Annotated in this window: 10 protein-coding genes; all 10 read left to right on the top strand. The window is 70.1% G+C overall.

Features of this window, described 5'->3' with window-relative positions; translation table 11 throughout:
* Positions 1 to 15: 15 nt before the first annotated feature.
* The 10 genes from FYW95_RS05875 to FYW95_RS05830 all read left to right on the top strand — a co-directional run bounded on the left by FYW95_RS05875 (position 16) and on the right by FYW95_RS05830 (position 12,666).
* Positions 16 to 978 carry a PrgI family protein gene (locus tag FYW95_RS05875; RefSeq protein ID WP_160050078.1) on the top strand — a complete coding sequence of 321 codons (963 nt, stop codon included), beginning with the start codon at positions 16 to 18 and terminating at the stop codon, positions 976 to 978.
* A complete protein-coding gene (locus tag FYW95_RS05870) occupies positions 978 to 2,825 on the top strand; it encodes a VirB4 family type IV secretion system protein (RefSeq protein ID WP_160050077.1) in 1,848 nt (615 codons plus the stop codon). The genes FYW95_RS05875 and FYW95_RS05870 overlap by 1 nt, the downstream gene beginning before the upstream one ends.
* A complete protein-coding gene (locus FYW95_RS05865) occupies positions 2,825 to 5,176 on the top strand; it encodes a type IV secretory system conjugative DNA transfer family protein (protein ID WP_160050076.1) in 2,352 nt (783 codons plus the stop codon). The genes FYW95_RS05870 and FYW95_RS05865 overlap by 1 nt, the downstream gene beginning before the upstream one ends.
* Entirely contained in the window at positions 5,169 to 6,014 is an 846-nt protein-coding gene (locus FYW95_RS05860) for a replication-relaxation family protein (RefSeq protein ID WP_160050075.1), read from the top strand. Before FYW95_RS05865 ends, FYW95_RS05860 begins: the two co-directional genes overlap by 8 nt.
* On the top strand, positions 6,011 to 7,069 hold the full coding sequence (locus FYW95_RS05855) for a C40 family peptidase (protein WP_160050074.1): 1,059 nt from the start codon (positions 6,011 to 6,013) through the stop codon (positions 7,067 to 7,069). Before FYW95_RS05860 ends, FYW95_RS05855 begins: the two co-directional genes overlap by 4 nt.
* A gap of 1,451 nt (positions 7,070 to 8,520) precedes the next feature.
* Complete coding sequence (locus tag FYW95_RS05850; RefSeq protein WP_160050073.1) at positions 8,521 to 8,886, top strand: hypothetical protein; 366 nt, start codon at positions 8,521 to 8,523, stop codon at positions 8,884 to 8,886.
* Positions 8,887 to 9,170: 284 nt separating this feature from the next.
* Positions 9,171 to 9,707 (top strand): hypothetical protein, encoded by a 537-nt coding sequence (locus tag FYW95_RS05845; protein WP_160050072.1) that lies wholly within the window; start codon positions 9,171 to 9,173, stop codon positions 9,705 to 9,707.
* 90 nt (positions 9,708 to 9,797) lie between these two features.
* A complete protein-coding gene (locus FYW95_RS05840; protein WP_236572079.1) occupies positions 9,798 to 10,481 on the top strand; it encodes an SAF domain-containing protein in 684 nt (227 codons plus the stop codon).
* 2 nt (positions 10,482 to 10,483) lie between these two features.
* Entirely contained in the window at positions 10,484 to 11,362 is an 879-nt protein-coding gene (locus FYW95_RS05835) for a CpaE/TadZ family protein (protein ID WP_160050070.1), read from the top strand.
* Positions 11,359 to 12,666 (top strand): TadA family conjugal transfer-associated ATPase, encoded by a 1,308-nt coding sequence (locus FYW95_RS05830; protein WP_160050069.1) that lies wholly within the window; start codon positions 11,359 to 11,361, stop codon positions 12,664 to 12,666. The genes FYW95_RS05835 and FYW95_RS05830 overlap by 4 nt, the downstream gene beginning before the upstream one ends.
* Positions 12,667 to 12,764: the final 98 nt, after the last annotated feature.

The following is a 12,764-nucleotide window of genomic DNA, read 5'->3' as shown; positions in this document are numbered from 1 at the left end:
GAGGAAGGAAACCGTGTGACCACCGATGAGGCGTCCGCGTGGCGGGGACGTATCCCCGCTGACATCGACCGGCCCGAACCGGTCCTGTTCAACCTGACCGCACGCCAGTGCCTGATCATCACCCCGGTTCTGGCGGGGGCGTGGGGCGCCTACCTGCTCCTGCGGGAGGCGGTACCGCTGTGGCTGTTCGTGATGGCCCTGGCCCCTGTTCTGGGCACGGCCGTCGCCCTCGCCCTGGGGGAGCGCGACGGCCGGGGCTTGGAACAGGTCGCCGCCAGCGCCCTGGCCTGGGCGCGCGCACCCAAGCACCTGGTCCCCGCACCTTCAGGGCACGTCCCGGCACTGCCCCGGTGGGCGCCACGTCTGCGGCGCGGCCCAAGGCTGGCACCGCTGCGGCTTCCGGCCTCAGCCATCTCCCCGGAAGGAGTGGTCGACCTGGACGGCCGGTGCGCGGTCATGATCGCCTGCACCACCCTGCCTTTCCAACTCGCCTCGGGACGTGAACAGGACCAGGTGCTCGCCGCCTTCGCCGGAGTGCTGGACGCCCTGGCCGAACCGGTGCAGATCCTCGTCCAGCGGCGCAGCGCCGACCTGGGCGAGTTCACCGCGATGCTGCGCGACAACGCGGCCCGCCTGCCGCACCCGGCACTGGCCGAGGCCGCCACGGCGCACGCCGACTTCCTGGACGAGCTGACTGCCGCACACGAGCTGTCCCACCAGCAGGTGCTGGTGGTGGTGACCGCGGCCGGTGCCGCCCGAAAGACAGGTCCCGCTCTGCTGCGCAGGGCCGCCGACACCGCGGACCGGCTGGCCGCCCTCGGTATCCGCACCCAGGTCCTGGACGGAGACGAAGCCACACAGGTCCTGCGGGCGTCGATGACCGCCCCGGGCGCAAACCTCACCGACCCCGCGCCGACCAGATGCGAGCTCACAGGCACCGGCGCCACCGACGAACACGAGCACGAGGAGGAGCACTGATGGGTCTTCGCAGTCTCAAAGCGCGATCCGGATCATCCGCACTGGGCGGCCCGGCCATCCATGTCGGGGCGCGCCACCTGCAGGTGGAGGGCGGGGTGTGCCAGACGCTGGCCGTGACCGGGTATCCGCGCGAGGTCACCGCCGGATGGGCCGAGCCGCTGCTCACCTACCCCGGACAGCTCGACATCTCCTTCCACCTGGAACCCGTGCCCGCTCCCACCGCCGCCGCACGGCTGCGCAAACGCCGGACCCGCCTGGAGTCGGCGCACCGCACCAGCTCGTCCCAGGGGCGGGTGGAGGACCCGCACCAGGTGACGGCGGCCATGGACGCCGCCGAGATCGCCGACCGCATCGCCACCGGCCAGGGCCGCCTGTTCCGGGTGGCGGTCTACGTCACCGTGCACGCCCCCGACCTGGAGGTCCTGGAGGCCGAGCTCCAACAGGTGCGTGCGTTGTGCGCGTCCCTGCTGGTCGACGTGGTTCCCACCACGTTCCGGGCTGTGCAGGGGTGGATCTCCACCCTTCCGCTGGGCACCGACGCGCTGGAAACGGGCCGGTCAATGGACACCGACGCCGCCGCGACCCTGCTGCCGTTCACCTCACCCGAGCTGGTCGCTGACCTGGGCGAGACGACCGTGGTCTATGGCACCAACACCCACTCGTCGGGTCTGGTGGCCTGGGACCGGTTCTGCGGCGGCCTGGACAACCACAACTCGGTGGTCCTCGCCCGCTCGGGGGCGGGCAAGTCCTACCTTGCCAAGCTCGAAGTGCTGCGGTCGCTGCTGGTCGGAGTGGAGGTCGCTGTCATCGACCCCGAGGGCGAGTACCTGCGCCTGGCCGAAGCCGTGGGCGGCACGACCATCCGTCTGGGCACTCCGGAAGGCCGGTTGAACCCCTTCGCCCTCCCGCCTGCGGACACGGACGAACAGGGCTTCACGAACCGTGCCCTGTTCCTGCACACCCTCATCACCGCGATGATCGGTGAGCTGTCCCCGACGGAGAAGGCGGTACTGGACCGGGCGATCATCACCGCCTATGCCGAGGCCGGGATCATGCGCGACCCGACCACATGGGAGAGGCCCGCTCCGGTACTCGCCGACCTGGCCGCCGCGTTGGAGGAGTTGGCAACCGACCCCGGTGCGGGAGACGCCACCTGTTGGGCGGCCCAAGAGCTGACGGATCGGTTGGAGCCCTTCGCCCACGGCTCGCACGCCACCCTGTTCGACGGCGCCTCCGCCGCGCGGATCGGTGGTCACTTGACGGTGGTCTCACTGAAGGACCTGCCGGACGAAATCCGGTCAGTCGGGGTGCTGTTGGCGTTGGACGCGATCTGGCGGCACGTCACCGCGAGCGACCCCGCCAGGCCTCGCATGGTCGTGGTCGACGAGGCCTGGCTCTTGCTCCAGGACCCGTCCGCAGCCCGCTACCTCGCCCGGCTCGCTAAAGCCGGACGCAAGCACTGGGCGGGGCTGACCTTGATCACCCAGGACGTCGGGGACGTGCTCGGCACCGAGCTGGGGCGGGTGGTCATCGCCAACGCCGCCACCCAGATCCTGCTCAAGCAGGCCCCGCAGAACCTCGACCGGGTAACCGAGGCGTTCCACCTCTCAGCCGGAGAGACCCATCTGGTCAGCACCGCCCCCAGAGGTTCCGCGCTACTGGTCGCCGGGCACCAGAGGGTCGGCTTCCACCCGATCGCCTCACCGGTGGAACATCGGCTGATCACCTCTGATCCTGCCGAAATCGCGGCTATGAGGGCACAGGAACTGGACGAGGACGAGCCTCGGGGCGACGGCCCTGGCTCTGCCTCCGTCCACGGTGCGGCCGGGGACGAGGAGGTGGCGTGATGGCCGATTTCCTGCTCGGAGGAGGGTTCTTCGTCCTCCTCGGCGTGATCCCGTTGACCGGCGGACTGGTCTGTGCTGCTCTGGTCGGGACTCGCCTGGTCCGCCACCGCTACCTGTCCCGAGATGCCCGGGTGGTGGAGATCCTTCCCCCGCCCGATGCGAGTCTGGAGAACGCCACAGCGTTCTGGAACCACACCTTGGGGCTTCTCAAACCGCGCTGGTCGCGGTGGCTGCTCCAACCCCACCTGGCCTTGGAGGTCGTCGCCTCGGCGGCCGGGGTTCGGTTCCAGGTGTGGGTGCCGGGAGCGGTGCCGCCGGGGACGGTGGAGCGCGCGGTCTCCGCGGCCTGGCCCGGGGCGACCACCTCCACCCGCCACCCGGTTCCCGGCGAGTCGCCGCTGCCAGCGGGGGTCTACACCACCGGAGGTCTTCTCCGGTTGGGCCGTGCTGAGGCGTTCCCGCTGCGGACGAAGTTCGATGACGACCCGGCCCGACCGCTTCTGGGCGCGCTGGAGGACCTGGTCGAAGGCGAGCACGCTCTGGTGCGCGTGACCGCCCGCCCGGCGACGGGGTGGAGGGCAGCGCGTGCACGCCGGGCGGCGGCCCGCCTGCACGGTCATTCCGGAATGGCGACATACCTGGTCGACGCCCTGGACCCCACTACTCACGGCACCACGCGCAGCCGACCGCCGGTTCTTCCCGGGACGAGTGACGACGTGCGGGCGATCCTGGCCAAGGCGTCCTCGCCCCGGTTGGCGTGCGATGCCGCCTACATCCTCACCACCACCCATGGCGGCGAAGCCGCGAAGGAGCGCCTGCGGGGGCGGGCCCACGGGGTGGCCTCGGCGTTCGCGGCGTTCACCTCTGGCACCAACTACCTGGACCGCCGCTTCATGCTCACACCCGACTGGTGGGCGGCGAACCGGTTCCTGGGGTACGGGTTCCTGCTCTCCACCACGGAGCTGGCCGGGATCGCACACCTGCCCACCGACACCACCGTCCCCGGCCTGGTCCGGGCAGGGGCGCGGCCAGCGGCACCGGCTCCGGCGGTTCCGCGCGGGGGCGAGAACACGAGGGTGGTCGGAGACAGCGACGCCGGCACCCGGCGCCCGATCGCCTTGGGCGTGGTGGAAGCGCGCCAGCACACCCACGTCCTCGGCAAGACCGGCTCCGGCAAGAGCACGCTCTTGGCCAACCTCGTCCTCCAGGACGCGGAGGCGGGCAGGGCGGGGCTGGTGATCGATCCGCGCGGGGACCTGGTCACCGACGTCCTGGCCCGCCTGCCCGAGCACGCGGTGGACAAGGTGGTGTTGTTCGATCCCGACGACAACGCGCCGCCGCCGCGGTTGAACCTGCTTCATGGTGGCGACCCTGATTTCACCAGCGACACGGTGGTGGGCATCTTCCGCAGGATCTACGCCGAGTACTGGGGGCCCAGGACCGACGACATTCTGCGGGCGACCACGCTCACCCTGACCCGAGCAGGCGACCCGAGTCTGACTCTGGGTGATGTTCCGCGTTTGCTGGCCGACGACGCGCTTCGGGCCGAGACCCTGGCCAAGGTCGCCGCGCACACCGGTCCGGACGAGGCCCTGGCGGACTTCTGGGGCTGGTACGCCGGACTGACGGTCTCAGCCCGAAGCGCGGTGACGGGGCCGGTGCTCAACAAGCTTCGGACCGCGCTGCTGCGCAAGTGGGTGCGCCAGGTGGTGGCGTCGGGGCCGTCCACGGTGGACCTGCCGACCCTGTTCGACACCGGCCACCTGGTCTTGCTCCGGCTGCCGAAGGGACGCCTGGGTGAGGACACCAGCTCATTGATCGGCTCGTTCGCGTTGGCGGCGACCTGGCAGGCGGTGACCGCCCGTATCCACACCCCCGAGCACCAGCGCAAGGACCTGTGCGCGTACGTGGACGAGTGCCAGAACTTCCTCAACCTCCCCGGGAGCCTGGAGGACATGCTGGCCGAGGCCCGCGGCTACCGGCTCGGACTGACGCTCGCCCACCAGGAGCTGGGCCAGCTCCCCGCCGACCTGCGCAAAGCGGTCTCGGCCAACGCTCGCACGAAGGTGTACTTCTCGGCCTCACCCGACGACGCGGTCAGCCTGCAACAGCACACGTTGCCGGTGCTGGGGGCCTACGACCTGACCCACCTGGGCGCCTACCAAGCGGTTGTACGACCGCTGGTGGGGGCGAAGGAACAGGGGGCCGCGACGGCGCGCACCCGCCCGCTGCCGCCGGGGATCGCGGGACGGGCCACCCAGGCCCGCGTGGCGGCACGGCGTCACGGGGCGGGACTCAGCGCCTCCGGTGCATCGTCGCAAAATCCCGATGAGGGGAGGCTGGATGACTGAACGCGAACACACGCCGCTGTCCTTGATGACACGGCTGACCGCGCGCGACATGGCGATCGTCTCCGACGTCCATGACCACCAGACGCTCACCACACACCAGATCGCCCGGGCGCACTTTCCCGACGCGGACGCACGTCGGGCACGTCGGCGCCTGTTGGTCCTGCTCCGCTACGGGGTGCTGGACCGGTTCCGCAGGCATACTGCGTGGGGCAAACTCCCCGATCACTGGATTCTGGCCGCCACGGGTGCGGAGCTATTGGCCCACCACCGCGAAGTCCAAACAGACGACCTCGGATTCCACCAGGACCAAGCGGTACGCCTGGCGTACTCGATGCGGTTGGGGCACGTGCACGGCCTCGCCGAGAGCTTCGTCCGCTTCGTCGAGGCGGGACGGAGCACAGGAAACCTGGTGCGCTGGTACGGCGAGCGGGAGTGCGCACGCCGGTGGGGAGTCCATATCCGTCCGGACGCCTATGTGCGGTGGAGCGAGGGGGAGAGCGTTCTGCACGCCTTCTTCGAGTACGACACCGGAACCGAATCCCTGTCCACGGTCCGCCGCAAGATGATCGGGTACGCCAACCTGGCACGGCACAGCGAGCTGCCGTCCATCGTGCTGTTCGCGGTCCATTCCGACCAGCGTGCGAGGCACCTGGAAACCAAGCTGGCCGGTGACGTCTCCGACAGGGTCAGGGCCTACCTGACCACCCACGCACAGCTCGCCGAGCAGGGGCCGGATCGCGCGGTATGGCGGCCCGTGGACCCCTCAGGGCCCCAGGATCCGCTGCGGCTGGTGGACATCGCCCGCCGTCACCCCGTTTCTGGGCAGGGCGAGGAATGATCCGTCCCGCGATCGGCGCGGCAGGAGGCTTCCTCTTCGCGCTGCCGGTGTTCATCGGTGCGATGGGGAGCAGTGAGCACCAGGCAGGGATGCCCCACGGAGTGGAGGGGATCCCGGACACGGTGCTCTTCGCCTACGTCCAGGCCGCGATGCGCCTGGAGGAGGAGTATCCGGGGTGTGCGGGGATGACCTGGCCCGTGCTCGCGGGAATCGGGAAGGTCGAGTCAGGCCATGCCGACGGAAGCGAGGTCTCCTCCTCCGGAAGGGTGGATCCGCTGATCCTCGGCCCCCGTCTGGACGGGTCGGGGGCCGGAGGCAACACGACGCCCCACGGGGACTCAGACGAGGGGGCATGGGACGGGGACGACGGGTTCGACCGTGCGGTGGGGCCGATGCAGTTCATTCCCGCCACGTGGGCCTCCCACGGCCTGGACGCGTCCGGTGACGGTGTCGCGGACCCGCACAACGTCTTCGACGCGGCGTGGAGCGCGGCGGTGTACCTGTGCGTCAGCGATCCCGGGGCAGGCGGGGTCGACTTCAACGACGAGGGCGACTTGGAGGAGGCGCTGCTGCGCTACAACCGCTCGGAGTCCTATGTGGAAGAGGTGCGTGAGCACATCAGGCACTACGCCGAACTCTCCGACCAGACCACGCATGTTCCGGTGGGCTCCGGTGCGTCCAGTGCACAGGGCCGGGCGGCAGCCGGGTGGGCGCTGGCCCAGGTCGGCAAGCCTTACCTATGGGGTGGAACGGGGCCGCACGCCTTCGACTGCTCAGGGCTGACGATGCGGGCGTGGGCTGCGGCGGGGGTGTCGATTCCGCGGGTGACCACCGACCAGGTCGCGGCCGGTACCCGTGTGGGCTTGGCGCAGTTACAGCCGGGCGACCTGCTCTTCTACGACACGGGAAGCGGCGCTTCGCCCTCACACGTGACCATGTACGTCGGAGGCGGGCAGATGGTGAACGCGCCCCGGTCGGGGCAGACGATCCGCGTCGAGCCGGTCGACGGCGACTACTACAGCAGCCGGTTCGTGGCGGCCGTCCGACCCGGCTGACCGGCGCTGAAACGCCCGCTCGGGCACGGACGCCCGCCGGATAGGGGTCGGGGCCGCCCCGGCGGGCAGCGCGGGCACGCGGGCCGCTGGGGCGCTGTCACCCGGCGGCCTTTTTTCTGCGCCCATGACTTTTCCGAAGCGAACGGGTTGAAACTTCTCGCGAGTATGGGGAAACATCGCAACCGCCGTTCATATTGGGCGAGCTCCACTATTTCTATTTGTCCGTAGTGTTTCGCATGTCCGAAAAGGGGTTCTTTGCCATACCCGCACATATACCAGGGACTTAGTGGCCCAACCGGGCCTTGACCGGCACAGAAGCCGGTTAGCCGCACCGGAAGGTCGCACCGGGCGGAGTGAGGAAGCGCAGCCGGGCAGGGGCGTACGACCCTGTGAAGCCATTGACACCCGCCCCGCACCGATAAACGGCCCTCGCACGCGAGAAAAACCGAGAAGAAAAAAGGCGCCCCGGGGGTGCTCGAACACCACCCGAGGCGCGATCCCCCACCTGAAGCAGCCAGGAGGAAGATCCATGAGTCATGGTACGGGTCGGCACCGCAGGCGCCGACGAGGATGGGTCAGCAGTGCGCGGTGGGCTGTGGGCGCGGCGCTCGCGGCGATCATCGGAGTGGGATCCGAGCCGCCGCCTTCAGCGCAGCCGGAGGTTCGAAAGCCGCCCCCGCGACGGGAACCCCTGAACCCCGGTCCCTCACGTTCGGAGCGTGAGCCGGAGTGGACCAGGCACTATAACGAGGCGAGGCGTACTCACACGGAACGGACTCAGGCCCTCATCACCGAGGACAGGGAGGAAGCCGCGCCGGACGCCTCGATTGAACTGCCGGAGTTCGGCTGGTGCGTGGACGACGACGGAGCGCGTGCGGTGCGCCCGTACCTGGTCGCGCACGAGTACCGTCAACGAGACCAGCGGCGACGAGCGGCACCCCACGCCCCCCGTCGGGTAAAGCCCGCACCGAGTGTTCCCGCCAGGGCGGCTGCTCCGGGCACCTCTGGTGAGTGGGATGAACTGGCCGGGCTGATACGTCAGTGGGAGGCACAACGGGTGCCCGTGGCCTGAGCTCGGGCCGCGATTTCGGGGCTGTCTCCCTGTGGAGACAGCCCCTGTTCTTTGTCAGCCGTCGTGTTTGCGCAGGTAGGAAGTGCGACATCGAGACCCGGTGGTTCTCTTCACATTTTTCGTCACCGTGTGTATCCGAAGAGCAGTTGTGCTGTGACTCTTCGTGTGGCTAGTGTCACTCTTCGAAAGCGTGGTGTCAGGGCTGCGCCCGGTGAGGAATCGGCGGTGAGGCATGCGCGTGCCTGTGACGGGTTGGGCGGCGGCAACAGCGGTGGCTCTGGTGGGATGCGCGGCATCAGAGAGCGGCCCCGTCAGCGAGTCGACGCGCACGCCTCCCTCTCTGGCAGCACCCGCCAGCCCATCGGCGGAGGAGCTGGCGGTGGAGGCCTATCGCGGGATGATGCGGGCCGTGGTCGACGCGTCCCTCGAAGGGGCCGTCGACCACCCCGATCTGGAGAAGTACGCCCAGGGGCAGGCGCTGCAGCTGACCACGGAGATGTTGGACGGAGCCACCGCTTCGGGGGAGCCCGTACTGCGCCCCGAGGTCGCGGAGTCGGATCTGGAGGGCGACCCGCGGACGGTCGTGGTCGAGGACTGCATGGACAACACCGCATGGGTCCTGGAGGGTCAGCCTCCCCGCGACTCCGCCGGAACGAACACGAGGTTGTACACGGCCACAGTGATCCTGGTCGACGGCCGGTGGAAGGTCGAGGAGCTGTGGTTGGGAGAGCAGGGCGCGTGCTGACACGGACCTGGCAAGGGTTCGCGTGCAGTGTTTGCGCTGGAGTCGCCATGGTGGCGTTCGTCCCTGCGGCCTGGGCGGATACCTCCGGTTTCGACGGTCACATCTCGTGCGCCGATGCCTCCTGCGAGGTGACCGCCCGCGCTCCTGGCCACGCTCCGGCTGTCTCGGGCGCTCCGCTTGGAGAGAGCGGGGCTGTGAGGGGGGCGAGTGCTCCCGCCTGCGCGGTGCCGGATGTGGAGTTCGCGCAGTCCGGACGGGAGGGCCCTCATGAAATGCCGCCGGGCATGGCCCGTTGCGAGGGGGCTGGGAGCACCGGAGGCGAGCCGGTGTTCGACCCCGTGGCGCTGGCAGAGCAGGCGCGGGCGATGATGCGCCTGCCTGAGCCCGACATCGGCACCGCTCCGACTCCGGACAAGCCCCGGTTCGTGAACATCCCCGCGTGGATGTGGGTCGCGGAGGCGGATTGGGGCCCAGTGTCGGCGACGGCGTCGGTGAGTGCGGGGTCGGTGACGGTGGTCGCGTCCCCGGAGCGGGTGGTGTGGGACACCGGAGACGGGCACGAGGTGGTGTGCACCGGGCCTGGCACCGTGTTCTCCCGCGCTGTGTTCCGTGAGGAGGGTTCCCCGGACTGCGGTCACACCTACACCGTTCTGCCTCCGGGCGGGGCTGGTGCGGCGGTGGACCTGACCGCGGTGTGGGAGTGGGGGGTGTCCTGGTCCGCCAGCGACGGCCAGGGCGGGGACCTGGAGCAGTTGACGACGGCGTCGACCGTCGCGGTGCCGGTGAGCGAGATCCACTCGGTGGTCACCCAAGTCCGCTGACGGTACGAGACAGAGGTTGTTGAGGAAGGGGTGGGGATGGTCGCGCTCGCGAAACCTAACCAAAAAGGCCAGAAAAATAGGGAAAACCCTTTGGGAGGCGCAACGGAGTGGGAGTCGGTGCGGTTGGCGGCGGTCTCGCGCCGCCGCTGGAAGTGGGGGCTGCTGGCCGGGGTGCTCATCGCCGCGGGCGGTATCGCCGGAGCATGGGCCGGTCTGGCGTCGGAGGAAACGCGTACGGTCGCGGTGCTCACCGCCGACCTCCCCGCCGGGCATGTGGTCACCGCTGAGGACGTGGTCTCGGTGGAGCTGCATGAGACCGAGGGGCTTCGTCTCCTCACACCCGAGGTGGCGGAGGGAATGGTGCTGACGAAGCCGGTGCCCGGGGGCTCGCCGCTGGTGGCGGGTTCGGTCTCCGACAGCGCGCTGTGGCCGGAGCCGGGCCAAGCCGTGCTCGCGGTGCCCGTCACCACACTCCCCCGGGACATGGCGGCGGGGACGACCGTGGACCTGGTCCCCACCGGGGCCGCGCCGGGGGAAACGGCCGAAGGGGAAGAGCCGACCGGAGAGCCCGGGGTGGTGACGGGGCTGGTCCACCGCGTGGTCTCGGACGGTGAGGAGGGCCTGGGAGGCGGGCGGCAGGTGGTGGAGGTGGTTCTGCCCCGGGACCAGGTGGCGCGTTTCTCACGGGCAGCGGCTGGGGGAGACGTGCAGGTCGTGGTGGTCAACCCCCACGAGGTGGCGGGAGCGAGCACGGAAAGGGAGGCACGAGGATGATCGTGGCGGTGTGTTCACTCAGCGGGGCTCCGGGCGTGACGAGTCTGGCCACCGCGATCGCGGCGTGCTGGCCCTCGACCCCTCTGACCGTGCCCGTGCTGGTGGAGGCCGACACCTCCGGTGGGGACGTGGCCTCCTGGCACGGCATCGACCCCGGCGTGCGGAAGGGGCTGGTGTCGTTGGCCGCCGCCTCGCGCACACCGCTACCGGTGTCCGTGGCCGCTGAGGTCTGGACGGAAGCGGGAGTCGCCGACGCGTCTGCGGCGAGCGCACCGGTGCTAAACCATGCGGTCGAACTGCCCGGCGGTCTACGGGTGGTCGCCGCCCCCGCTGATCCTCTGGAGGCGGGGCGTGCGGTGGCCATGCTCGCCCGCAACCCGGCCCTTCTCCGAACGGGGAGGGCGACCGTGATGGATGTGGGGAGGGCGGTGCCGGGGTCTGCGGGGGCGGCCCTGATCCGTCACGCGGACATCGTCGTGGTCGTCACGGACCCGGGCGATGTGGGGCACGCGAACCGGTTGCGGGTGTGCGCTCCGACCCTGGCCTCGCTGAAGGAGGACGGGACGCGGGTCGGGCTGGTCGTGGCCGGTGCCTGTCCCCACCCTGACCGGGAGATATCCCAGGTGGCCTCGGGACTGCCGGTGTGGGCGCACATCCCGCACGACCCCACGGGGGCGGCTCTGGTGCGCGGCGAACACCGTCCGCCCGGTCGCCGCAGGGACCGGCTGGCCGCGTGGTGGTCCCAGCGCCGTGACCCCGACAGCCTGGAGTGGATGCCGTTGATCAAGGCCGCCAAGTCCCTGGCGGAGCTGTGTGACGACTTCTCCGGTCTGGGCCTGGACAGCAAGATCGAGCGTGCGGTGGAAGCGAGCGTGGCATGACGGCGATCCGTGAGACCCCGTACCTGGCGCCAGCCCAGGACGAGAAGGCACTTCGGGCCACCGCGGTGGCGTTGGCCGGCAAGGTCACAGAACAGCTCATCACCCACTCCGGTGAGACGATGAGCGGCACGCAGATAGGCCAGCTCGTGGACACACTGCTGGATGACCAGGCACGCACCGCCCTGATCCGGGGGACAGCGGCGCTGGCACCAGCGGACGAGCCACGGTTGCGCCAACTGGTCCTGGACCACGTCCTGGGGCTGGGGCCGTTGGAGGAGCTGCTCACCGAACCAGAGGTCCAGAACATCCACGTCATCGGTGCAAGTCCGGTGATCGTGGACTTCGGCGGGGGCCAACGAGAACACCGCCCACCGGTGGTGGACACCGACGCCGACCTCGTCGCCCTGGTGCAGCGGGCCGCTGCCCGCGCCCCCGGCGGGGAGCGCCGCTTCGACATGGCCGCGCCGATCCTGTCCATGGAACTCGAAGACGGTTCCCGGATGTCGGCGGTGATGCCCGGGATAGCGGACCGTCCGACCGTGACGATCCGACGCCACCCCGCCCGCTACCTGCGGTTGGGGGACCTCGCTCGGACGGGAATGGTCGACCAGACCGCACGCGACCTGCTGGTCTCGGCGGTCAGGGCCCGAGTGAACGTGATCATCTCCGGCGCCACGAACGCGGGCAAGACCACCCTGCTCCGCGCGCTGCTGGGCACGGTGGAGGGTGAACGCGTCATCACCATCGAGGATTCGATGGAGCTGGGGCTGCACCGTCACATGGCTGAGGTGGACGTGGTGGCGTTGCAGGGGCGCCCGCCCAACATCGAAGGCGTCGGGGAGGTCACCCTGGCCGAACTGGTCCGGGCCGCGCTGCGGATGTGCCCGGACCGGGTGATCGTCGGGGAGACCCGGGGCCCGGAGACCATCGCGCTGCTGAACGCGATGTCGATGGGCACGGACGGGTCGATGTCCACCATCCACGCCTCATCGAGCCAGCAGGTGTTCGCGAAGCTCGCCGCGTACTGCGCACAGGCGCCCGAGCGGCTCACCGCCTCGGCCACTGCGTCCCTGACGGGGACGGCCGTGCACCTGGTGGTGCACATCGACACCGCCCCGACCGGGGAGCGCGTCGTCACGAGTATCCGTGAGGTCGTGGGGTCGGAGGGTGAGCAGGTCCTCTCCAACGAGCTGTACGTTCGCTCGACAGGCGATCCCGTGGGAACCGTGGTGTGCCCTCCGAGCGGACTGGTCGGCCAGCGCCTGGTCAGGGCCGGTTACGTGGTGCGGAGGTGGGCGTCGTGACGCCGGAGTGGGGCTGGGATATCGGCGGGCTGGTCTTCAGCGGCGCGTTGTGCGGTGCGGGCCTCGCTTGCGCCGCGTACGTGGTGAGCCTCCTTCCC

The organism is Nocardiopsis sp. FR4 (assembly GCF_009830945.1).
GTDB lineage: Bacteria > Actinomycetota > Actinomycetes > Streptosporangiales > Streptosporangiaceae > Nocardiopsis.
Note: the sequence above shows the minus strand (reverse complement) of the source record. Positions and strands in the feature narration are given on the sequence as shown.

Excerpts from the sequence above, each read along its gene's own strand:
- FYW95_RS05845 (WP_160050072.1), top strand. The coding sequence starts at position 9,171 with ATGGCCCGTTGCGAGGGGGCTGGGAGCACCGGAGGCGAGCCGGTGTTC.
- FYW95_RS05860 (WP_160050075.1), top strand. The coding sequence starts at position 5,169 with ATGACTGAACGCGAACACACGCCGCTGTCCTTGATGACACGGCTGACC.
- FYW95_RS05830 (WP_160050069.1), top strand. The coding sequence starts at position 11,359 with ATGACGGCGATCCGTGAGACCCCGTACCTGGCGCCAGCCCAGGACGAG.
- FYW95_RS05870 (WP_160050077.1), top strand. The coding sequence starts at position 978 with ATGGGTCTTCGCAGTCTCAAAGCGCGATCCGGATCATCCGCACTGGGC.
- FYW95_RS05865 (WP_160050076.1), top strand. The coding sequence starts at position 2,825 with ATGGCCGATTTCCTGCTCGGAGGAGGGTTCTTCGTCCTCCTCGGCGTG.
- FYW95_RS05855 (WP_160050074.1), top strand. The coding sequence starts at position 6,011 with ATGATCCGTCCCGCGATCGGCGCGGCAGGAGGCTTCCTCTTCGCGCTG.